Source organism: Aeromonas sp. 25-248 (genome assembly GCF_053005425.1).
The window spans coordinates 1-21,518 of record NZ_JBRKTB010000024.1 but is presented as its reverse complement, the minus strand read 5'-3'; the positions used below and the strand labels follow the sequence as shown (position 1 = coordinate 21,518).

At 65.2% G+C, this 21,518-nt stretch carries 20 protein-coding genes; 13 read left to right on the top strand and 7 right to left on the bottom strand.

The genetic code is table 11. The features are described from left to right. Positions 1–5 precede the first annotated feature (5 nt). From denD to ACVDHI_RS20395, 6 genes are all read left to right on the top strand, one after another. Positions 6–980: a D-erythronate dehydrogenase gene (gene denD / locus ACVDHI_RS20420; protein ID WP_447212465.1), complete on the top strand. Its 975-nt coding sequence runs from the start codon at positions 6–8 to the stop codon at positions 978–980. After that, entirely contained in the window at positions 977–2,482 is a 1,506-nt protein-coding gene (locus ACVDHI_RS20415) for a GntP family permease (protein WP_042017724.1), read from the top strand. The genes denD and ACVDHI_RS20415 overlap by 4 nt, the downstream gene beginning before the upstream one ends. Positions 2,483–2,572: 90 nt before the next feature. Further along, complete coding sequence (locus ACVDHI_RS20410; protein WP_447212464.1) at positions 2,573–3,463, top strand: DMT family transporter; 891 nt, start codon at positions 2,573–2,575, stop codon at positions 3,461–3,463. Positions 3,464–3,522: 59 nt separating this feature from the next. Next, on the top strand, positions 3,523–5,460 hold the full coding sequence (locus tag ACVDHI_RS20405) for a methyl-accepting chemotaxis protein (protein WP_048208226.1): 1,938 nt from the start codon (positions 3,523–3,525) through the stop codon (positions 5,458–5,460). A gap of 680 nt (positions 5,461–6,140) precedes the next feature. After that, positions 6,141–7,541, top strand: coding sequence for an OprD family outer membrane porin (locus ACVDHI_RS20400; RefSeq protein WP_010673291.1), 1,401 nt, complete (start codon positions 6,141–6,143; stop codon positions 7,539–7,541). A gap of 114 nt (positions 7,542–7,655) precedes the next feature. Further along, positions 7,656–8,486 carry an SDR family oxidoreductase gene (locus ACVDHI_RS20395; RefSeq protein ID WP_447212463.1) on the top strand — a complete coding sequence of 277 codons (831 nt, stop codon included), beginning with the start codon at positions 7,656–7,658 and terminating at the stop codon, positions 8,484–8,486. 60 nt (positions 8,487–8,546) lie between these two features. On the opposite strand, the gene ACVDHI_RS20390 is transcribed toward ACVDHI_RS20395, so the two are convergent. Beyond that, positions 8,547–8,879 carry a DUF1904 family protein gene (locus ACVDHI_RS20390; protein ID WP_447212462.1) on the bottom strand — a complete coding sequence of 111 codons (333 nt, stop codon included), beginning with the start codon at positions 8,877–8,879 and terminating at the stop codon, positions 8,547–8,549. A 70-nt stretch (positions 8,880–8,949) separates the two neighbouring features. Here ACVDHI_RS20390 and ACVDHI_RS20385 point away from each other — a divergent pair, with 70 nt between their 5' ends. The 6 genes from ACVDHI_RS20385 to ACVDHI_RS20360 all read left to right on the top strand — a co-directional run bounded on the left by ACVDHI_RS20385 (position 8,950) and on the right by ACVDHI_RS20360 (position 14,667). Beyond that, positions 8,950–9,837: a TraB/GumN family protein gene (locus tag ACVDHI_RS20385; RefSeq protein WP_323912604.1), complete on the top strand. Its 888-nt coding sequence runs from the start codon at positions 8,950–8,952 to the stop codon at positions 9,835–9,837. A gap of 155 nt (positions 9,838–9,992) precedes the next feature. Then, entirely contained in the window at positions 9,993–10,142 is a 150-nt protein-coding gene (locus ACVDHI_RS20380) for a DUF3149 domain-containing protein (protein ID WP_010673287.1), read from the top strand. Positions 10,143–10,257: 115 nt separating this feature from the next. Then, entirely contained in the window at positions 10,258–10,839 is a 582-nt protein-coding gene (smrA, locus tag ACVDHI_RS20375; protein WP_010673286.1) for a DNA endonuclease SmrA, read from the top strand. A 106-nt stretch (positions 10,840–10,945) separates the two neighbouring features. Beyond that, complete coding sequence (locus ACVDHI_RS20370) at positions 10,946–12,424, top strand: carboxypeptidase M32 (RefSeq protein ID WP_447212461.1); 1,479 nt, start codon at positions 10,946–10,948, stop codon at positions 12,422–12,424. A gap of 261 nt (positions 12,425–12,685) precedes the next feature. After that, positions 12,686–14,194, top strand: coding sequence for an AlkA N-terminal domain-containing protein (locus tag ACVDHI_RS20365; protein ID WP_447212460.1), 1,509 nt, complete (start codon positions 12,686–12,688; stop codon positions 14,192–14,194). Beyond that, entirely contained in the window at positions 14,191–14,667 is a 477-nt protein-coding gene (locus tag ACVDHI_RS20360) for a methylated-DNA--[protein]-cysteine S-methyltransferase (protein WP_109112810.1), read from the top strand. Before ACVDHI_RS20365 ends, ACVDHI_RS20360 begins: the two co-directional genes overlap by 4 nt. A gap of 22 nt (positions 14,668–14,689) precedes the next feature. Here ACVDHI_RS20360 and ACVDHI_RS20355 read toward each other — a convergent pair whose 3' ends face one another. The 6 genes from ACVDHI_RS20355 to ACVDHI_RS20330 form a co-directional block, all read right to left on the bottom strand. Beyond that, positions 14,690–15,355 (bottom strand): class I SAM-dependent methyltransferase, encoded by a 666-nt coding sequence (locus ACVDHI_RS20355; protein WP_319892057.1) that lies wholly within the window; start codon positions 15,353–15,355, stop codon positions 14,690–14,692. Positions 15,356–15,466: 111 nt separating this feature from the next. Beyond that, entirely contained in the window at positions 15,467–15,724 is a 258-nt protein-coding gene (locus tag ACVDHI_RS20350; RefSeq protein WP_041211221.1) for a DUF1272 domain-containing protein, read from the bottom strand. A 36-nt stretch (positions 15,725–15,760) separates the two neighbouring features. After that, the gene (locus tag ACVDHI_RS20345; protein ID WP_042880515.1) at positions 15,761–16,090 is read right to left on the bottom strand and encodes a DHCW motif cupin fold protein; all 330 of its coding nucleotides are present in this window, start codon (positions 16,088–16,090) and stop codon (positions 15,761–15,763) included. Positions 16,091–16,207: 117 nt separating this feature from the next. Next, complete coding sequence (locus ACVDHI_RS20340; RefSeq protein WP_239054006.1) at positions 16,208–18,070, bottom strand: peptidase U32 family protein; 1,863 nt, start codon at positions 18,068–18,070, stop codon at positions 16,208–16,210. 179 nt (positions 18,071–18,249) lie between these two features. Further along, positions 18,250–18,861 (bottom strand): LysE family translocator, encoded by a 612-nt coding sequence (locus ACVDHI_RS20335; RefSeq protein WP_039041052.1) that lies wholly within the window; start codon positions 18,859–18,861, stop codon positions 18,250–18,252. Between the two features lie 128 nt (positions 18,862–18,989). Continuing rightward, a complete protein-coding gene (locus tag ACVDHI_RS20330) occupies positions 18,990–19,943 on the bottom strand; it encodes a LysR family transcriptional regulator (protein WP_447212459.1) in 954 nt (317 codons plus the stop codon). 200 nt (positions 19,944–20,143) lie between these two features. Here ACVDHI_RS20330 and ACVDHI_RS20325 point away from each other — a divergent pair, with 200 nt between their 5' ends. Continuing rightward, positions 20,144–21,232: a ketoacyl-ACP synthase III gene (locus ACVDHI_RS20325; RefSeq protein ID WP_210600426.1), complete on the top strand. Its 1,089-nt coding sequence runs from the start codon at positions 20,144–20,146 to the stop codon at positions 21,230–21,232. The last annotated feature ends 286 nt before the right edge of the window (positions 21,233–21,518 follow it).

Sequence of the window (21,518 nt, the reverse complement as noted above, 5' to 3'; positions counted from 1 at the left end):
TGAACATGAACGAGTCTGAGGATAACAAGATGCAGATCATCATCACCGGCGGCGGTGGCTTCCTGGGCCAGAAACTGGCCCGGGCCCTGCTGCAAGGCCCCCACCCCTTCACCGAGCTGCTGCTGGTGGACATCCAGCAGCCGCAATCCCCCCTGCCGGACCCCAGGGTTCGCTGTCTGCGGGCCGACCTCACCGAACCCGGTGTCGCCGAGTCCCTCATCAGCGAGCGGACCGCCGTGGTCTACCACCTGGCCGCCATCGTCAGCAGCCACGCGGAGCAGGACTTCGATCTGGGCTGGAAGGTCAACCTGGACACCACCCGCACCCTGCTGGAGGCGTGCCGCCATGCCCGGCCGGGCATCCGCTTCGTCTTCACCAGCTCGCTCGCCGTCTATGGCGGCCCGCTGCCGGAGCTGGTGAATGACGGTACCGCCCTGACCCCCACCTCCTCCTACGGCGCCCAGAAGGCCATGGGAGAGCTGCTGGTCAACGACTACAGCCGCAAGGGCTTCGTCGACGGTCTGGTATTGCGCCTGCCCACCATCTGCGTGCGGCCGGGCAAGCCGAACCGCGCCGCCTCCTCCTTTGTCAGCAGCATCATCCGCGAGCCGCTGCAAGGGGAGAGCGCCCTCTGCCCGGTGAGCCCGGATCTGCGCCTCTGGCTCTCCAGCCCCGCCACCGTGGTCGCGAACTTCCTGCTGGCGGCCAGACTTCCCGCCACCGGTGACGCCCGCAGCATCAACCTGCCCGGCATCAGCGTGACCGTCGGCGAGATGCTGGAGGCCCTCGCACGGGTCGGTGGCCAGGCGGCCCGGGATCGGGTGCAGTTTGCCGCCGATCCGGCCATCGAGCGCATAGTCGCGAGCTGGCCGGGACGCATCGACAACCAGCGGGCCAGCACCCTCGGCTTCGCGGCAGACAGGACGTTTGCCGACATCATCGACAGTTTCATCACCCATGACATGCAGGAGGCATCATGAGCGACATCCCAACCCCCATCATCGGTCTCATCATCGCGGTCTTCGTGCTGGTGTTCCTGGTCATCCGTACCCGGGTGCACGCCCTGATCGCCATGCTGGCGGCGGCCTGCATCGCCGGGATCACCGGCGGTATGAGCATCGACAAGACCCTCACCGTGATCACCCAGGGCTTTGGCTCCACCCTCGGCAGCATCGGCATCGTCATTGGCCTCGGGGTCATGATGGGCCGCCTGCTTGAGGTCTCCGGCGCCGCCGAACAGATCGCCTACAGCTTCATCAAGTGGCTCGGCAAGCGCCGCGAGGAGTGGGCCCTGGCCATCACGGGCTACATCGTCAGCATCCCCATCTTCGTGGATTCCGCCTTCGTCATCCTCTATCCGGTGGCCAAGGCGCTGGCGAAAAGCGGCAAGCGCTCCCTGCTCACCCTGGGGGTGGCGCTCGCGGGCGGCCTGGTGGTAACCCACCATACCGTGCCGCCGACCCCGGGCCCGCTGGGGGTTGCAGGCCTGTTTGGCGTGGACATCGGCGCCATGCTGCTGACCGGCATGGCCCTGGCCATCCCCTGCGTGCTCGGCATCGTCTTCTACGCCCAGTGGCTCGACAAGAAGTACCCCGAGTTCGGTGCCCAGGCCGCCCAGACCCCGGACGAACTGCAAGCCACCTATGAGCAGTACCTCAAGGAGAAGGAGGGCAAGACCCTGCCGAGCCTGACCCTGTCGCTGCTGCCGATCCTGGTGCCCATCGTGCTCATCTTCGTCAAGGCCATCTTCACCACTCTGGCCACCCTGGAGGGCATGGACGGCCTGATGGCGAACCCCCTGGTGCAGGGCATCAACTTCATCGGCACCCCCATCATCGCGCTGGCCATCAGCGTGCTGCTGGCGGTCTATACCCTGGTCCCGCACATGGACAGGCACGCCACCGCCGCCCGCCTGGAAGAGGGGCTGCAATCCGCCGGCATCATCCTGCTGGTGACCGGTGCCGGTGGGGCGCTGGGGGCCGTGCTGCGCGACAGTGGCGCAGGTCAGCAACTGGCCGAGCAGATCGCCCAGCTGCCCATCTCCCCCATCCTGATCCCCTTCATCGTGGCGACCCTGGTGCGCCTCATCCAGGGGTCCGGCACCGTGGCCATGGTGACGGCGGCCTCCATCTCCGCCCCCATTCTGGCGCAGATCCCCGGGGTCAACATGCTGCTGGCCGCCCAGGCCGCCACCATGGGGTCGCTCTTCTTCGGCTACTTCAACGACAGCCTGTTCTGGGTGGTCAACCGCATGATGGGGATCTCCGACGTCAAGCAGCAGATGATCGTCTGGTCCATCCCGACCACCATCGCCTGGGCCATCGGCGGCACCGGCGTCGCCCTGCTGAACCTGCTGTTCGGCTCCGGCGGCACCTGGTTCGACCCCGTGCTGCCGCTGCTGGTGCTGGCCCTCATCGTCTGGTACGTCAAGGGGCAGTCCCTGGCTCCGTCGGCAGGGGCCGTCCCGAGCCGGGAGTCATAACCCGCACCGTCACGGCAACGCTGTGTGACGAGGGCCAGTCTGCTAGACTGGCCCTCTTTTTCGTTCATTCATCTTGCAAAGGAGTGTTGGATGCCTGCGTCTTCCTGGTGGGACAAGTCCACCGGTTTTGCCCTGCTCACCATCTTGTTGTGGGCCTCCCTCGCCGCGCTCACCTCCCGGATCACCAGCGTCTCGCCGCTGGTGCTGGTGGGGCTGGTGCTGCTGTTCTGCGGGGCGGGCACCCTGCCATTCTGGCGCCAGTGGCGCGCCAGCCCCCTCACCTGGCTGGTGACCATCACCGCCCTGCTGCTCTATCACCTGCTGCTGTTCACAAGCTTTCGCCACGCCCCCGTGCTGGAGGCAAACCTCATCAACTACCTCTGGCCGCTGTGCATCATCCTGTTCACCCCCTTGCTGCTGCCGGGTCATCCCCTGAGCCTGCACCATCTGCTGGCCGGGGCCCTGGGTCTCGCGGGATCGGTGCTGGTGATGGTCGATGGTCACCTGCAACTGCAACAGGCCCATCTGCCCGGCTACCTGCTGGCCCTCGGCGCCGCCATCGTCTGGGGCGCCTACTCCGTGCTCTCCCGCCGCCTGCCTCCCGCTCCCGCCGTGGTCACGGCCGCCGCCTGCCTGCCCGCAGGCCTCTTGGCCCTGCTACTGGCATGGATGCTGGAAGGCCCCTTGCCATTCGCCCGGATCCCCCAGGGGGACTGGCTGCTCATCGTCGGGCTCGCCCTCGGCCCCATGGGGGCGGCCTTCGTCACCTGGTATCTGGCGCTGCGGGACGGGGATCCGCGCCGCATCGGCGCGCTCGCCTACCTCACTCCCTTGCTGAGCACCCTGCTGCTGGTCTGGCTCAACGGCGAGGCGCTCACCCCGCGCCATCTGCTGGCGGGGGGGCTCATCATGGGCGGCGCCCTGCTCGGCCTGCTGGTGAAGAGCCCAAGTCAACGGGAGCTGGCACGGCCACTGTCATAAAAACGCCATCAGACCTGATTAAGCTCGCGCCCATTGCGTGATTCAAGCAGGAATCTGATGTGAAAATTGCCCATTTTGCCTCCCTCTCTTCCCTCGTCTTGCTGCTGGTGGCCGGTGTTCAGGCCACCGCGCTCTATCATGGCTGGCAACAATTCAACCACTCGGCCCAGGCCCAGCGTCTGCAGGAGCGCCTGCAACAGCAACTGAGCGGTCCGCTGCAGGGGGCGCTTCGCGACTATCTCGGCAGCGGGGATCCCCTGTTGCTGGCCCAGGCACAGGGGGTGCGCCAGCAGGCGCTGGCGCTGTTGTCCCGCCTGGAGGATCCCCAGACCCAGCCGCTAAACGCCCGGCTTGAGCAGATGAAAACCCGCATTGACGGCGACTATCTGGCGGCGGGCAAGCTCTCCGGCAACAGCCAGTGGTTGCTGCAGAATGCCGAGAACGAGTTGACCACCCAGGCCAAAACCTTGCTCCGTTACGGCCAGCAGGGAGCAGCCGCCGGGCGGGATCCGGCCCTTGCCGAGCAGTATCGCCAGGGGGCGGCCGACATCCTGACCGCCCTCCCCTCCCTCGCCCACCAGCGCCAGAACTACATGGAGCAGGCGAGTGCCAAGCGTCTCGAAGGGCTGCAATTCGAGCTGGCTGCCCTGCAAAAGCAGGCGGACGCCCTGGCCGCCCTGCCGAGCATGGAGCTTTTCGAGGAGGCACCGGCCGACGAATTCACCCTGGGAGAGCCGATACGCAAGGAGCTCGGGGATCAGCCCAAAGCCGAGCTGACCTCCCTGCTCAAGCGCTATCCCCAGGAGCTGGAAAACAGCCGCAAGACGCTGCAACAGCAGCAGGCCGCTCGTCAGATGGTGCAGCAGGACATCACCCAGCTGCTGCAAGCGGGGGAGCAATTGGGTGAACAACTCGCCGCCGCCCGTCAGACCATGAACCGGGAGCTGGCCACCGTGCTCGGCGTGCTGGCGCTCTGCCTGGTCGTGGTGGCCCTGCTGTTCGCCCTGGTGCAGCGTCGCTGGCTGGTCAGGCCCCTGCTGCAACTGCGGGCAGCCTTCCTGCAGCTCGACGCCACGGGTCAGGCCCAGCTGCTGACACCGGGGCGCGAGCGCAACGAACTGGCGGACATCGTCGCGAGCTACAACCGCCTGATACAGCGCCTGCAACAGGATCAGCAGCAGAAAGAGGGCCAGCTATCGGCGGTGTCGCAAAGTCTGCAAGGGATGGTCAACCAGGTGCAGGAGATCCATCACAGCACCCGCACCACGGAGCAGGCGGTGGACGAGAGTGACACCATGATGCAGGAGCTCAACCAGCTCGCCAGCGAGGTGCACCAGGTTGCCGCCGAAATAGCCCAGCACGCCCAGCACAATGAACACTCCATGAGCCAGAGCGAGCGGCTGGTCGGGGGCATGCTGACGGCTACCGCCCAGACCGGGCTCGCCATCGACGAGAGCAGCGGCGCCCTGGCCCAGCTGACCCGCTCGGTGGAGGACGTGACCGCCATCGTCGACGTCATCGGCCATATCTCCCAGCAGACCAACCTGCTGGCCCTCAACGCCGCCATCGAGGCGGCCAGGGCCGGGGAGCAGGGACGCGGCTTCGCGGTGGTAGCCGACGAGGTGCGCCACCTCTCCGCCGACACCCAGCGCTCCCTCGGCCAGATCACCGAGATCCTGGCGAGCCTCACCCAGGCGGGGGATCAGCTCGCCACCGTGCTGGCCCGCATCACTGCAGAGGCCGCCGAGCAGCGCCAGCAGGCGGAACAGCTGCGCCAGACCACCCTGACGGTGCGGGAGATGGCGCGCAGCACCGCCGTCATCGCCCTGCAGGGCGCCGACAATGCCAAGAGCCAGGAGCACAGGCTGGCGAGCTTCGCCGCCCTCATTGGTCGCATCAGCCAGCACGCACGCCAGGGTAGCCGCCTCTCGGTGCAGGTCTCGGAGCACATACACCACCAGGCCCAGCAGATCCCCCGGATCCTGAGCCAGGCCTGATAACCCCCGGGTCTGGTTCGCACCAGACCCGGGGCGCGTTCCCTGTCTACCTGCCCGCGGCCCGGCCTTGCCGCAAGCCTTCCCCTGATACTCCCGTCATGTCCTCAAGGCCGATGACGGGTTGCCTCATCCATTCAGTCACAGGCTCCCTCACCCCTTTCACATCCCTGGTCCCCCTGTCTGTCGGGCGACGGCTCACGCTCATGACAGTGGGCATCCCGCCGGGCCCATCTTTTTTTGTGATACAAAATTATATGTTGCCACCGGGTTAACAAAGAAAGTTCTGCCTTGACGGCAAGATCTGCGCAGGAGAACGGTGAAATCACCATGAAAGCGCTGTCATTGCCGACATGAGTGGCCTGGGAGTGCCCACACCAAGAATCATGATTATTTGCACTCGGTCATATTTTTGAAACTTGCCGGGAACTTTACATTGATATTTCGCACCGCGAACGTACTCTTGGTGATGTCAGATCGCCAAGGATCGACAGCCAAAAAATAACGACTGTAACGATGCAGATAGCCCCGACCGATGCGCCAAGGCATCAGGCACAAGGGCACGACAGAGAACCATTTTTTTGCCCTTCGGGGTGTTGATTGCAATGCCAATACCGAGCGGCGGGTGCCTACCCGACTGCCGGATAAAAAAGCTAAGTCCATAAAATCAGGAGCAATAACAAATGGAAAAAGTGATCTTCAAGCGCGCCGCGTTGAGTGCTGCCGTGGTCGCGGCACTGGTCGCACCCGGCATGGCGTTCGCCGCTCAAGACATGATGAGCCCGGAATACGGCAAGTCCTACAGCGCCTTCATCGACGAAGGCAAGCTCACCGGTGGCCTGTTCTACTTCCAGCGTGAGCGTGATCGCGTCCAGGCCGGTCCGGGTCAGGATGGCAAATACCACTCCAACCTGAGCCATGCCACCACCCAGGCAGCCCTGAACTTCAACTCCGGCTATGCATGGGGTGTGGTCGGCGTCGACGTGGGCGGCTTCGGTGCCTACGACCTGGCCGTTGACGAGAGCAATGGCGTCAACGAAGAGAACGAGTTCTCCTTCTGGGGCGACAAGTGGGGTTCAGGTGGTGACGGCGTTCCCGAGAACGGCTTCAGCCTCTCCAACGCCGCCCTGAAATTCAAGTTCGGTGACGCCGTCACCGCCAAGGGTGGTTACACCCAGCTCTATGTACCCGGCATCCTCGGCGTCAACTGGTCCTATCAACCCGGTACCTACCGTGGTGGCCAGATCGAAGGCACCTTCGGCGGCCTCTACCTGACCTACGCCATCGCCGACGAGTACAAGGCTCCCTGGTTCAAGAACACCACCGGCTTCTCCAAGAGCAGCCCCTATGCCAGCGATCCCTTCACCGATGCGAACAAGATCGACTACATCCACGGTCTGGCCGCTCGCTACACCTTCGAGAACGGCACTGCCGTCACCGCCGGCTTCGGTCAGTCCGAAGGCTACATGGACAGCTACCACTTCAAGCTGGCCCACAAGTTCGACGTACTGGGTGGCCTGAACACCAGCTACCAGTTCTACGGTTCCGACACCGAGAACAGCGACTATGACGGCCTGGCCTGGCAACAAGCCCTGACCGCCAGCTGGGCAGCCGGCCCCTATGGCTTCCGTCTGGAAGGCCTGTGGACCAAGGCTGAAGGGGATCTGGGCAACTACCTGCCCCGTCTGACCCGCGGCTACGGCAACTCCCAGGGCGCGAACGAAATCTGGTGGGATTCCCGCTCCGACTGGAACCACAACGACGAGAAAGCCCTGTTCTTCGGCGTGACTCGTTCCCTGGATGATCTGGTGGGTGCACCGGGTTGGGGCGTGGGTGTCTCCGGTGCCTACGGCTGGGATGCCAACAACGGCGACAAGTCCCTGGAAGGCGGCAAAGAGTGGGCAGCCAACTTCGACGTCATGTACACAGTGCAGGACGGCAAGCTGAAGGGCACCCTGTTCAAGCTGCACTACACCGACTACAACAACGAACAGGACGACAAGGGCAGCTGGTACTACCCGAACATGTTCAGCTCCGAGCATGACGTCAAGTTCCACATCATCATGCCGTTCACCATCATGTAATCAGGCATCTGACGTGACCGAAAACCGGGCCTCTGGCCCGGTTTTGTTTTTGGTGGCACCACGCTACCATGCCCGCTTCGGGCCACCTGCCGGCCGTCAACCAGGACCATGCTCATGCCCCATCCCTTCGTGCTCGTCACCGGCTGCTCCAGCGGCATCGGCCTCGCCGCCGCAAGAAAGCTCGGCGCCCTGGGCTTCACCGTCATCGCTTCCGCCCGCAAGGGCGAGGATGTAGCCCTGCTGCAGCAGCAGGGTCTGTTGGCGGTGCAACTGGATCTGGCGGACAGCGCCAGCATAGAGCGAGGGGCGGCAGAGGCGCTGGCCCTGGCAGAAGGGCGCCTCTACGGCCTCTTCAACAACGGCGCCTACGGCCAGCCCGGTGCGCTGGAAGATCTGCCCACCGAGGCGCTGCGCGAGCAGTTCGAGACCAACCTCTTTGGCTGGCATCACCTCATTCGCCAGATATTGCCCCCCATGCTGGCGGCAGGCGAGGGGCGCATCGTACAGAACAGCTCGGTGCTTGGCCTGGTGGCCATGAAGTATCGTGGCGCCTACAACGCCAGCAAGTTCGCGCTGGAAGGCTATACCGATACCCTGCGCCTGGAACTCGCGGGCAGCGGCGTGCACATCAGCCTGATCGAACCCGGCCCCATCGACACCCGGTTTCGCGCCAATGCCCGGGAGGCCTTCCTGCGCCACATAGACCCCGCCACCAGCCGCCACCAGGACGCCTATGCCCAGACACTGGCCAGGCTGGAGCGCGAAGGGGGTGCCCGGGGCTTTACCCTGCCAAGCGAGGCCTGCATCCCGCCGTTACTGCATGCGCTCACGAGCAAGCGTCCCAAGCACCGCTACCCGGTCACCTTCCCGACCAAATTGTTTACCGTGCTGCGCCGCCTGCTGCCAAGCCGCTGGCTGGACAAGCTGCTGATCAAATCCGCCTGATAAAGGTGCCCTCGGCGGGCCCTCCTCTTGACATGCACCTGTCTTAGCAACGATGCCCGCTCAATAGTGCTGGCCGTTGCTGTAGTAGTGACTCTTGACGATGGGCAGCACCTGCACCACCACATAGGTCTGCTCCCCCAGCACCCCTTTCAGGTGGCGGGTGATGAGGGCGGCGGCGGCATCCTGTATCTCCTGCGGTCGCTCGAACCAGACCAGCTCCACGAAGGGAAAACCGGCTTCGGGCTGGCCATCTCGTACCCACTGGCTCGGTACGCACTCCAGGGTGACGAACTCCGGCTTGCCACCGGTCAGGGCGCAGAGATCCGCCATCAGGGGGGCGCTTATCCGCTGCAGGGTGTCGACAGAAACTGCCCGAAAACGAAGGTGGGGCATGGGAAACCTCTTGGCTGTGACAAATGAGGACTTATCATAGAGCACTCATCCCGCTCACATAAGGTGCCTCATGAGATTCCATCCCACGCTGCTCTCCTTCCTGCTCTGTCTGCTGCTGCCGCTCCATGCCATGGCCGATCCGGCCTTCTACCGCATCAACAAGGGCAACGAACAGCACTGGCTGCTGGGGTCCATCCACGCGGGCAAACCCTCTCTCTATCCCCTGCCGGACCCGGTGGAGCGCGCCTGGCAGCAGAGCCGCGCCCTGGTGATGGAGGTGGACATGACCCACGTCAGCCAGGAGCAGTGGCAGGAGATGGGCGCCATCACCCGGCTCGTCGACGGCAAGACCCTCAAGGATCACCTGCCCATCGACCTCTACCGTCGCACCCTCATCGCCGCGGGCCAGAACGGTCTGAACGAGAGCATGCTGGCCCCGCTGCGTCCCTGGTTTGCGGCCATTACCCTGACCCAGGCAGCCCTGGAGCGCACCGGCTATCGCGGTGAATACGGTGTCGACCAGCACTTCGCCAAGCGGGCGAACGACGGTGGCAAGCCCATCGTCGGGCTGGAGACCCTGCTGGAGCAGCTCGGCTATCTCGCGAGCGTCGGCGACAACCAGACCTTGATGCTGGAGAGCACCCTGGACGAGCTGCCCGACATCCAGCAGGGGTTCGACGCCGTGATGACCGCCTGGCAGAACGGGGACGAGGCCACCCTCATCAATCTGCTCAGGGAGGAGATGGCGCCGCCCAAGCTACAAGCCTGGCTGGAACAGACCCTGCTGGCAGAGCGCAACCGCAACTGGGTCAAGAAGTGGCCCAGCCTGCCGAACGAGAGCTTTATCGTGGTAGGGGCCCTGCATCTTTACGGCGAGCACGGGCTGCTCGCCCTGCTGGAGCAGCAGGGCTGGCGCATCACGCCCCTCACCGAACCGACCCTGGAGAAAGCAAAATAGCGTCCAGTCCGGCGACCTGACGCGCCGGATGCGCGTCGGCTCACAGAATTCGCTGCCGATTAAATAACCAGAGAGGGAGTTGATCGAGATCATCCCCTCCCTCCTGAAGAGGTATCTATCATGCCTGTCACCGCCCAGTAACAGGAGTGAACGAGATGGAATTCTGGATGAACCTGATGTTCGGCAACAGCGTGGGGCTGATGTCCATGCTGGTGATTTTCGGCACCTTCCTGCTCATCAGCGCCTATGCGGTCTATTTCATCTACAAGGTGATGCACGCAGAGCCGCCCAAAGAGGGGCAATAACCAGGCTCGCTCAGACCGCCCTCCCCGGCAGGGCCGGGGCCTGCGAGCGTTGCCATTCTAAGGCCCACCAAGGCCCGCTATACTGGCTCCCTCATTTTCATGCGGGGAGCCTGCCGTGTCTCATAACGACGAACTCTCACTGTTCCTGCAGGAAGTGGCCGACGTGCGGCCCCTTCGCAGCGACCATATCGCCCCCGTTGCGGGCAACAGCCAGCCCACCGAGGCGCAACTCGCGCGCCGGGAAGCCGCCACCGCCGAACAACTCACCCTGGATCACCTCGGCACGGAAGCAGTCGAGATGCTGGACCCCCATGCCATCGTCGGCTTCAAGCGTGACGGCGTGCAGGAGGGGGTCTACAAGAAGCTGCGCCTTGGCAAATACGAGCTGCAAGGCTCCCTCGACCTGCACCACAAGACGCTCAACGAGGCCCGTATCGCCCTGGTGCAGTTCATTGCCGAATGCGAAGTACGGGATATCCGCTGCCTGCTGATCCTGCACGGCAAGGGGGAGCGCAGCACCCCGCGTGCCCTGCTCAAGAGCCATGTCAGCGCCTGGCTGCCACAGTTGCCTTCGGTGATGGCCATGCACAGCGCCGAGCGCCGCCACGGCGGCAGCGGTGCGCTCTACGTATTGCTGCGCAAGAGCGAGCGCAAGAAGGCGGAAAACCGCGAACGGCACCAGAAGCGCCTCGGCTGACTGCCTGAGGGTGGCACCAGGGTGGATGGCAGTGCTAGCATCGGGCGGCCCCGATCATGCCAGGTACGGGGTGCATATCATCAGGGACGATAACAAGGACAATCCCATGTCATACCAGAAACTCGAACAACATCAGCAACAACTGCACCGCCTCTCCCACCTCTCCGCCATCTGCGGCTGGGATCAGGCCGCCATGATGCCGGAGGGGGGCAACGAGGCCCGCGCCGAGGCGATGGCGGAGCTCGGCGTGCTGATCCACGGCAAGCGCACCGCCCCCGAGCTTGGGGAGTGGATTGCCAAGGCAGAGAGTGAACCGCTGGACGAGCACCAGCGTGCGAACCTGCGGGAGATCAAGCGCCAGTGGCAGGATGCGAGCCTGCTGCCGGGGGCGCTGGTGGAGGCGCTTTCCCTGGCCGGCAGCAAATGCGAGCACGCCTGGCGTCGCCAGCGCAAGGAGAACGACTGGGCAGGTTTTGCCCCTAACCTCGAGGAGGTGGTGCGCCTGTCGCGGGAGGTGGCGACCTTGCGCGCCGACGCGCTCGGGGTGCGCCCCTATGACGCCATGCTGGCGCTGTACGAGCCCGGCATGACGAGCGCGAGGCTGGATCAGATCTTCGGCGATCTGACGAGCTGGCTGCCCGGCCTCATCCAGACCGTGAGCGAACGGCAGAAGAGCGACGTGCTCCTTACGCCGCAAGGCCCCTTCCCGATCCCAACGCAGCAGGCGCTCGGTCAGGAGGTGATGGGGCTGCTCGGCTTTGATTTCGCCCACGGCCGGCTCGACGTGAGCAGCCACCCGTTCTGCGGCGGCGTGCCGACGGACGTGCGCATCACCACGCGCTACAACGAGCAGGAGTTCGTCTCCAGCCTGATGGGCATCGTCCACGAGACGGGTCACGCGCGTTACGAGCAGGGCCTGCCGCGCGCACTGCTCGGCCAGCCGGTGGCCGAGGCGCGTTCCATGGGCATTCACGAGAGTCAGAGCCTGTTCTGCGAGATGCAACTCGGCCATCACCCCGCGTTCCTTGCACAGATTGCACCGCGCATCCGCGCACACTTCGGCGAACAGGCCGCGCTCGCCCCCGCGAACCTCGAGAAGCTGTACAACAGGGTCGAGCCCGGCTTTATCCGCGTCGATGCGGACGAGGTCACCTACCCTGCCCACGTCATCCTGCGCTACGAGCTGGAGCGGGACCTGATGGAAGGGCGCATCGAGGTCGCGGACATCCCCGAGCTGTGGGACGCGAAGATGCAACAGTGGCTCTGCTTGTCCACGAAGGGCAATTACCAGAATGGCTGCATGCAGGACATCCACTGGACGGACGGCTCGTTTGGCTACTTCCCGAGCTACACGCTCGGCGCCATGTACGCGGCGCAACTGCGCTTTGCACTCGAGCGTGAGCTCGGCGACATGGGCACGCTCGTAGAGTCCGGCCGCCTGCCGGAGATCTTTGGCTGGCTCGGTCGCCATATCTGGTCCCAGGGCAGCCTGCACGGCACGGACGAGCTCATTCGCCGCGCGACCGGTGAGGCGCTCAATCCCCAGTGGCTGCGCAAACACCTCGAACAGCGCTATCTGAAATAAGCGAGGTTGAACCCCCTCCCAGCCTCCCCCTTCACAAGGGGGAGGAGCTAACCCCGCCCCCGTTCACAGAGGGGAGCTGTTTGTCCCCTCCCCTTACGAAGGGGAGGGTTAGGGTGGGGTCCTGCCCCCCTAACCTTACAAAGGGAGGACTGGGATTCCTCGGATCGCACTATTTTTGCTATCCCTGTCCGTTTTTGGCTAGTCACCCCTCTCGCCCCCGCTTAGTCTCTGGGACATGCCCACAGCAACCCGAGCCATGCCATGACCACAGAGCCCCCGCATTCATCCCAACGGGACGAGATCATCCCGGGTCTCACCCGGGAGCAGTGCCACGCCGCACGCCTCGCGCGAGACGCGCGTTTCGATGGTCGCTTCTTCACCGGGGTGCTCTCCACCGGTATCTATTGCCGCCCCGAGTGTCCGGCGCGGGCACCGCACGAGCACAATGTGCGCTATTTTCGCTTCGCGGCGGCGGCGGAGCAGCACGGGCTGCGCCCCTGTCTGCGCTGTCGCCCCGAGCTCGCACCGGCTCAGAGCGGCGATCTGCCACCGCTCGTCGCCCAGGTGCTGGCGCGCATCGAGCGCGGCGAGCTGGCGGAGCACAGCCTGGGTTCCCTTGCAACGCAGGCCGGGATCACGGAGCGCACCCTGAGGCGCCAGTTCGAGCAACATCTCGGCGCCTCGCCGAAACAGGTGGAGCAGACGCGCCGCCTGCTGCTTGCGAAACGGCTGCTGACGGAGACGCGCCTGCCCATCACGGACGTGGCGTTTGCCGCAGGCTTTGCAAGCATTCGCCGCTTCAACGACGCCTGGCTGCAGGCGTATGGCATGACACCGGGCGCCCTGCGCAAGCAGGAAGGGGGCGCGCCGCAGGAGACACCGCAATCTAGCCTGCAACTGCACCTGCTGTATCGCCCGCCGTTCGACGTCCAGGCCATGCTCGCGTTCTACCGGTTGCGCGCCATTCCGGGGCTGGAGCGGGTGGATGAGCACGGTTACGAGCGTCGCCACCGGGTCGGCGAACAGGAGGGGCTCATCCGCATCGAGCCCGTCGAGGGGGAGAGGCTCAGACTCACGGTGCGGGATCTGCCGCCGGGCGCGCTGCCAGACATCCTGTACCGCGTGCGCCGCATGTGGGATCTCGACGCCGACATGAGCCGCATCGGCGAACACCTGGGGCAGGATCCGCTGCTCGCCGGCATCCAGGGACGATGGCCCGGGGTGCGGCTGCCGGGGGGGTGGGATGAATACGAGGTGATGTTGCGCGCCATCGTCGGCCAGCAGGTGTCGGTCAAGGGTGCCATCACCATCATGGGGCGCCTGGTGGCGCGCACCCAGGCTCAGTTCGGCACCGCGCAGCTGCCCACCCCGACCCAGCTGTGCGAGCTGGATCTTGACGGCATCGGTATGCCGGGCAGCCGCATCCGCACCCTGCAAGGGCTGGCCTCGGCGCTCGCAAGCGGCGCACTCACCCTGGGCAGCGCAAGCGACGAGCAACTGCTCGCGCTGCCGGGCATAGGTCCCTGGACGGTCGCTTACTGGCGGCTGCGCTGCGGGCTCGACACGGATGCCTTCCCCGCCTCGGATCTCGTGCTGCAAAAGGCGCTGGGGGGCGGTGACAAGCTGCCGGTGAAAGAGGTGACAGCGCGCAGCGCCCCCTGGCAGCCGTGGCGCGCCTATGCCGCGAGCTGGCTGTGGCACGCCATGAGTGAACAACCGGCGCTGCTCACCCGGCCAACACAGACACAAGACGAGGAGAAGAGCCCATGATCCGCTATGACATGATGCCCACCGACCAGGGCGAACTGCTGGTCGCCATCGACGAGCGCGGTCTGGTCCATGTGGACTTCCTGGCCGGACTGCGGCCGCTGCCCGACATGCAGGACTGGCAGCAGGACGGCGAGGCGCTCGCCCCCTTCCTCGCCGAGTTTCGGGACTACTTCGCGGGCCGGTTGCAGCGCTTCACCCTGCCGCTCGCCCCCAGGGGCACGGCGTTTCAGCAAGCGGTGTGGCAGGCGCTGTGCGACATCCCCTACGGGGAGACCCGCAGCTACGGCGACATCGCCCGCACCATCGGCAAGCCAAACGCGGTGCGGGCGGTGGGTGCCGCGAACGGTCGCAATCCGCTCTCCATCATCATCCCCTGCCACCGGGTGATCGGCCAGAATGGCAGCCTCACCGGCTATGCGGGAGGCCTGCCCATCAAGCAGGCACTGCTGACGCTGGAGAGGGCCTCTCGTTGATCCGGCGCCACCCGGCCAGGGCTCACTGCCGCTGCGCCAGCCAGCCGTGAAACCCCAACGCCTGAAAGAAGCGGTGCGCCGCCGCGAAACCAGCCCCTTGCAAGAGGCGCCGGGTCTGTCCCTCGTCCAGGGAGGTGAAATCCTCTCCGAGGCGGCGCACCATCTGCTCGCAGGCAGGAAGCGGCAGACCGGCGAGGGCCGCTTGCAACCCCATCGCCTTTCGCTCGAGCGGGTCCGTGGGCGCCATCAGATCCGCCAGCAGCAGGGGAGCACCAGGATTGAGCTGGCGATAAATATCACCCAATAGCGCGGCTTTGGCATCTTGCGCCAGAAAATGCAGAACCAGCAGACAGAGTGCACCATCGCAAGGCTTATCCACCACAGGCAATGCGCCCAGGTGCCAGCACACCCTCTCCCCCATGCCCGCCTGCTCGGCCCGCATCCTGGCCTGGGCCAGCATGTCCGCCGAGACATCCTGGGCCACAAAGGTCCAGCGGGGGCAGAGACGGCCAAGCAGCAGCAACTCGCTGCCCGTGCCCACCCCCACCAGCAGCACCCGGGCCTGCTGGCCCAGCGCGGCCATCAGCCGGGAGGCACAAAGCTGGTGCAGCAGCTCGTAGCCTGGCACCAGCAGGGGGATGCGGCTGTCATAGGCCTTCGCCCCTTCTCCTTCGAATCGCTCCGTCATCTTTTGCTCCTTTGGTGTGAGCCCCCTTGATAGGGGCTGCCGCCGGGAGAAGGTCAAGAGCCACCGGGGCGAGCCAGTTGCCAGCCCAGCCCTTCCCATGAAGGGAGAGCCCTAGCCCCCCTTGCCCAGCGCCGCTTTCAGAGCCGGATTGAAGACGCGCTGGAGGGAGGCGGGGTTGTTCAGCAGCTTGGCCGCCGGGCGGCGCGGGCGCCTGACCAGCTCGCCGCCACAGTTGGGGCAGGTCAGGTGCAGATACTGATCGTTGCACTCGGCGCAGAAGGTGCACTCGAAGGAGCAGATGTAGGCCGTCGCCGTGTCGGCGGGCAGATCCCGGTCACAGCACTCGCAGTTGGGTCTGAGTTCAAGCATGGCAAGTTCCTGAAGCGCAAGGGGAAAGAGGGCAGCTCAGTCGACGATAAAGAGGCGAGCGCCCAGTTCGGTATAGGAGCGATGGGGTTCGGCGTTGTCCGCCACCTGGTAGCTCATGCCCGGCGTCAGGGTGAAGACGCGGCCATCCTGCAACTCGGTGTGCAGCTCCCCTTCGAGGCAGAGCAGCACATGGCCCTTGCTGCACCAGTGATCCGCCAGATACCCGGGGGAGTACTCCACCATTCGCACCCGCAGCTCCCCGAACTGCCGGGTGTGCCAGCGGGCGACGCCGCGCTCTCCCTTGTGTTCGGTCGGCGGGACCTCGGCCCAGTTCGTGGTGCAAAACGGCAGTGCATTGATGTTCATGACGGATCCTTTGTCAGAAGAAGGCTGGGGGAAGGCGCCTCACCACGGGATATCCGTGACAAGGCCGCGCCCCATACTGCCATCAAATCCGCTCCAGCCCCATGCCCACACGGGCAATCATCCCCTCTTCAGGCTGCCCATCACCTGCATCTCGCAGCGATGGCAGTCAAAGCGCAGGCGGAAACTCTCCTTACCCATCTTGAGCTCCAGGGGCTCGGCCTTGAGACCGGGCACCTCCTTGGGGCAGAGCTGCTGGCTGTAGCGGATGCAGTGCTTCGTTGTCATCAGCACCACTTCCCGCTCCTCCTTGTTCGCCTCATACGCGGGGGCGATGCTCCCCACCCCGTGTTCGCGAAAGAACTGCTCCGCCGCGCTGTTCAGCACGTTGCCGAGGTAGGAGAGCCGATGCTGGGGATAAACGGCGCCTCGCAGGGGAATGCGCCGCTCGGGTCGCCGGTAGGCAGCCAGACGGGCCGCTTCCAGGGCGGCAATCCCCTCCCGGCGCAAGCCGTTAAGCTGTGAAGCCGCAATAAATAGCGGGCGAGTGAATGCCAACTCAATCTGGCGCGCCACAAACAGGGTGTTGCCGAGTTTGCCGAGCTGATCCCTGGCCTGTTGCAGCGCCCGTTCCGGGTTGTCGGCCGGCTGCTGGTCGCAGGGGAGCGTGACGGCGGCGCCAATGCCCTGCTCGTCCACAAGTTCAAGCCGCAGTCCCTCGTCGCACTCCGATAGCCGCATATCGACCCGGATGCGGCGATCCGCGCTCCCCTTTTCGAGCTGCTTGCTGAAGGCCTGATCGTGGTTGCGAAAGATCTCGGTGCCCACCTTGAGACCGGGCATGGGTTCCGACAGGAGTAACCGCTTGCTCTGTGCCTTCTCCTCCACTTTATTGAGGCGCATCCCCACCAGCTCGCCCCCCGGCTTGAAGAAGCCGAGGCCATCGCCGTTGTTGAGGGCAACGGCCTGGCCGTCGATCTCGATGCCATCGCGGGTCACGCTGGTGACGCGCCCGAGCGGCTCCCCTACGTATTTCGGGCTGCGCGGCGAGTCGATGCCTGGCTGTCGGCCATGGAGGAAGTAGTCGGTGCTGCCCCGGTTGAAACTCTTCTTGGGATCCGGCGTAAAGGTGTAGCTGCAACGACCGGCGGAAGCGGCCACCAGATCGGGGCGGCGCTCCAGGATGGTGTCCAGCTTCTGACGATACCAGGCAGTGACGTTCTTGACGTAGTCGAGCCCCTTGAGGCGCCCTTCAATCTTGAAGGAGCGGATCCCTGCGGCGATCAGCGCCTCCAGATTGTCGGTCTGATCCATGTCTTTCAAGGAGAGCAGGTGGCTGTTTTCCACCAGCACCTCCCCCCCTGGCGTTTGCAGGGAACAGGGCAGCCGACAGAGCTGGGCGCACTCGCCGCGATTCGCGCTGCGGCCGGTGCGGGCGTGGCTGATGTTGCACTGGCCGCTGTAGGAGACGCACAGGGCGCCGTGGATGAAGAACTCCAGCTGCACGCTCGTGGCGGCGCTTATCTCGCGGATCTGCGCAAGGGAGAGCTCGCGGGCCAGCACCACCTGGGAGAAGCCCACGTCCTGCAGAAACTTCACCTTTTCCGGGGTGCGGTTGTCGGTCTGGGTGCTGGCGTGCAGCGCGATGGGGGGTAAATCGAGCGCCAGCAGCCCCATGTCCTGCACGATCAGCGCATCGGCGCCTGCCTCGTAGATCTGGTGGGTCAGGCGCCGGGCCTGCTCCAGCTCGTGGTCGTGCAGCAGGGTATTGAAGGCGACGAAGACCTGGGCGCCGAAGCGGTGGGCATGGCGGGCCAGGGCCTCGATGTCCTCGAGGCTGTTGCCCGCTGCGCTGCGGGCACCGAAGGCGGGGCCGCCCATGTAGACGGCATCGGCACCGTGGTTGATGGCCTCGATGCCATAGGCGAGGTTCTTGGCCGGGGCCAGCAACTCCAGGCGGTTGTGATGGTTCTGATCGCGCATAACGTCCGGTTCGAAGGGCTGCAAATGGCCGCCACTCTAGCCAGACTCCCCGCCCCCCGCCTTGATCCCGCTTAAGATCACCGCAGAATGCAGGATTGACCCGGTACAAGGACATCTGGCTGCCCCCCTCATCCCCTGGCCCTGAGAGAGTGCCGACTACGCTGGCACCCGACGCGGAGCTAGATCACGACCTTGAGGGCCAGCCCCAGCAGCACCAGGCCGCTCACCTTGTCGATCACGGTGGATTTGGCCTTGAGCCAGGCGAGTACGGGCCCGCGAGAGAGCACCAGGGCCACCAGCACATACCAGAGCGCATCGATGCCGCCTGCGGTCAGCATCATGATGCCCCCCTCACGCCAGCCGGTGTCGGCGTGCACGAACTGGCTGAACAGGGCGATAAAGAAGATGGCGAGCTGGGGGTTCAAGAAGGCCACCATAAAGCCCTCGAACGCCCCTTGACGTCCCCGTGGCGGGTGCCCCTCCTCCTTGCCTGCCTCACCCCCTGCGGGCCTGGCCAGCAACGCCTTGATCCCGAGCCAGGCGAGGAACGCCGCGCCGCCGTAGCGGATGAGATCGAACAGCAGCGGGGTCTGGGTGATCAGGATGGCGAGGCCGAGGGCCGTGATCAGCGCATAGATGCCCACTCCCAGGCCGTGTCCCAGCGCCGTGGCGACCCCGTGGCCCTGCCCTCCCTGCACCGTATTGCGGATGATCAGTGCCAGGCTCGGCCCCGGGCTGATGGCCCCCATCACGCAAATGGCGGCCAGCGCCAGCCAACTCGTCAGCTCCATACCTTCTCTTCCTTCGTGTCGATTGTTGTCACCCGGGATCAGGGTAGGGGGTGGCTCGCTATGCCAGAAGTGAAAGTTATGAATAGAGTCCATAGCCAGTGGCTATAGAGTGGCACAACCCGCTGCCATCAGCGGCTCACCTGCGGCCCTCGGGCCAACTGCTTGCGACTCTCCCCCAGGGTGAATTGCAGGTGATCCCGCAGGAAGGGATAGGCCAGCTCGCGAAACCAGCGGTGAGCCGGATCCAGGTGGTGGCGCTGGTGCCACAGCAGATGATACTGCTGGACCCGGGTGGCGAAGGGGAGATCGCAAAAACTCAGGGCATGTTCCCGGGAGAGCTGCCAGGCGATATGGGCCGGGGTGGTCATCAGACAGTCTGTGCGCAGCAGCACCTCCACCGCGGCCTGGAAGAAGGGCACCCGGGCAAACCAGCGGCGGGAGAGCCCGCGGGGGGCCAGCACCTGCTCCACCGGGCTGTCCTTGTCCCCTCCCCCGCTCACCTGCAGGTGGGGCCATGCAAGGTAATCCTCCAGGCTGAGCGCCATGCCAGAGAGCGGGTGATGGCGCCCCATCAGCACCACCAGCCTGTCCTCCCCCTGATGCAGGCCGCGGATCTGGTCCGGCACCAGCTCCGTGATGGTGGAGACCATGTCCAGCTCCGATTGCCAGAGCTGGGGCAACTGGCGCTTGTCCCACAGGCTGTACTCCAGCGCCGCCTGGGGGGCGGCCCTCGCCAGGGCCGCACAGATGTCCGGCAGGATGTGCTGGGCCACGTAGTCGGAGGAGGCGAGCCGAAACACCCGCTCGCAGCGCTCGGGGGCAAATTCCGGCGCCTCGTAGAGCCGCTCCAGGGCCCCGAGGGAATCGGCAAGCTGGGCCGCCAGGGCCTCGGCCCGCGGTGTCAGCAGCCAGCGCTGCCCTTCCCGCACCAGCAGCTCGTCGCCAAACTCGCTGCGAAGCTGGCCGAGCTGCTTGCTGATGGAGGGCTGGCTCAGGTTCAGCAGCTCCGCCGCCCGGCTGATATTGCGGGTCTCCAGCAGCACCTTGAGGGTGGGCAAGAGATTGAGATTCGCTTTGTGCACAGGAGTCACCTCGGGAAGGGGTCGCCGGGATCGGGCCTTCATCTTACGGCAAGGAGAAGCGAAAATTTAAGCAAAATCACGGTCTTGCTCCCCCCACTCCCCTTACACTGGAGGGGCCGCAGGATGACAGTGAACGCCCCGTGCGGCATAATTTCGCCACTTTCCGCCCCAGAGCGGCCATCACGACAAGCGACGACAAGATGACATACGCCACTATCACCGGGTGGGGAAAATGCCTGCCCCCCGCCTCGCTGACCAACGATGACCTCGGCACCATCATGGATACCTCGGACGAGTGGATCTACCCGCGCACCGGCATCAAGGCCCGCCGGGTCTCCCATGTCAGCACCCAGGCGCTCGCCACCCTGGCCGCCCGTCGCGCCCTGGCGTGCGCAGGTCTGGACGCCGCCGCCCTCGATGGCATCATCCTGGCGACCGCCACACCGGGCACGCTGGTCCCCAATGGTGCCTCCGCCGTGCAGCAGGCTCTCGGCGCCCACAAGGCGGCGGTGTTCGACCTCAACGCCGCCTGCACCGGCTTCGTCTATGCCCTCTCGGTCGCCACCTCCCTGGTGCAGACCGGCATGATGCAAAGGGTGCTGGTGATCGGTGCCGAGCGATTGACCCAGTTGCTGGACTGGGCCAAGCGCGACACCGCCGTGCTGTTCGGGGATGGCGCCGGCGCCGTCATCATCGAGGCGAGCGAGCAGGAGAGCGGCCTGATTGCCAGCAAGCTCGGTTGTGACAGCGAAGCGCGGGAGATACTGCACGTGCCGAATTTCGGTACGGATCGGGTGCGTTTCGCCGACATTGACGGCCTCTTCACTTTCAACTTCGAGGGGCAGGAGATCTTCAAGCGCGCCGTGCGCGGCATGGGTGAAGCCACCGGCACCGTACTGGCCCAGGCGGGCATCGCCCCCGAGCAGGTCGACCTCATCGTGCCGCACCAGGCGAACGTGCGCATCATCGAGACCCTGGCCAAGCGGATGAACGCCCCCATGGAGAAGGTGATGGTCAACATAGAGCAGTACGGCAACACCTCCGCCGCCACCGTGCCCATCGCCCTGTGCGAGGCGCTGGAGCAGGGTCGGGTCAAGCCGAACAGCTACCTGCTGACCGCCGCCTTCGGGGCCGGGCTGACCTGGGGCGCCGCCCTCATCAAATGGGGAGATCGCGTCACCCCGATCGCGAATTGCGACGAGGTGCTGCCCCCCTGCGAGCAGAGCGCCCTCGAACTCATCGCCCATGCGGTGCAGGGTTGCCAGCAGGCCCGCCCCGCCGACGCCTGAGCGAGCGCCCGCTCCCCATGATCCGCCAGGAGCCGGAGGCTCCTGGCTGCCAGCCCCCCTACGCCCCCTCGCCGTTTCGGCAGCGACATAAAAGTCATTGAAAAGTGTGAATTTTGAGCGAAACATATCAAAAAATGACCACTTGACACTTTTTTGTCGTCAGAATGCGGCCAAGGGGTTCACAACCTTGCCGGATCTGGTAGTATGCGGCCTCGCACTTGGGGAGGGGTTCCCGAGCGGCCAAAGGGATCAGACTGTAAATCTGACGGCTCTGCCTTCGAAGGTT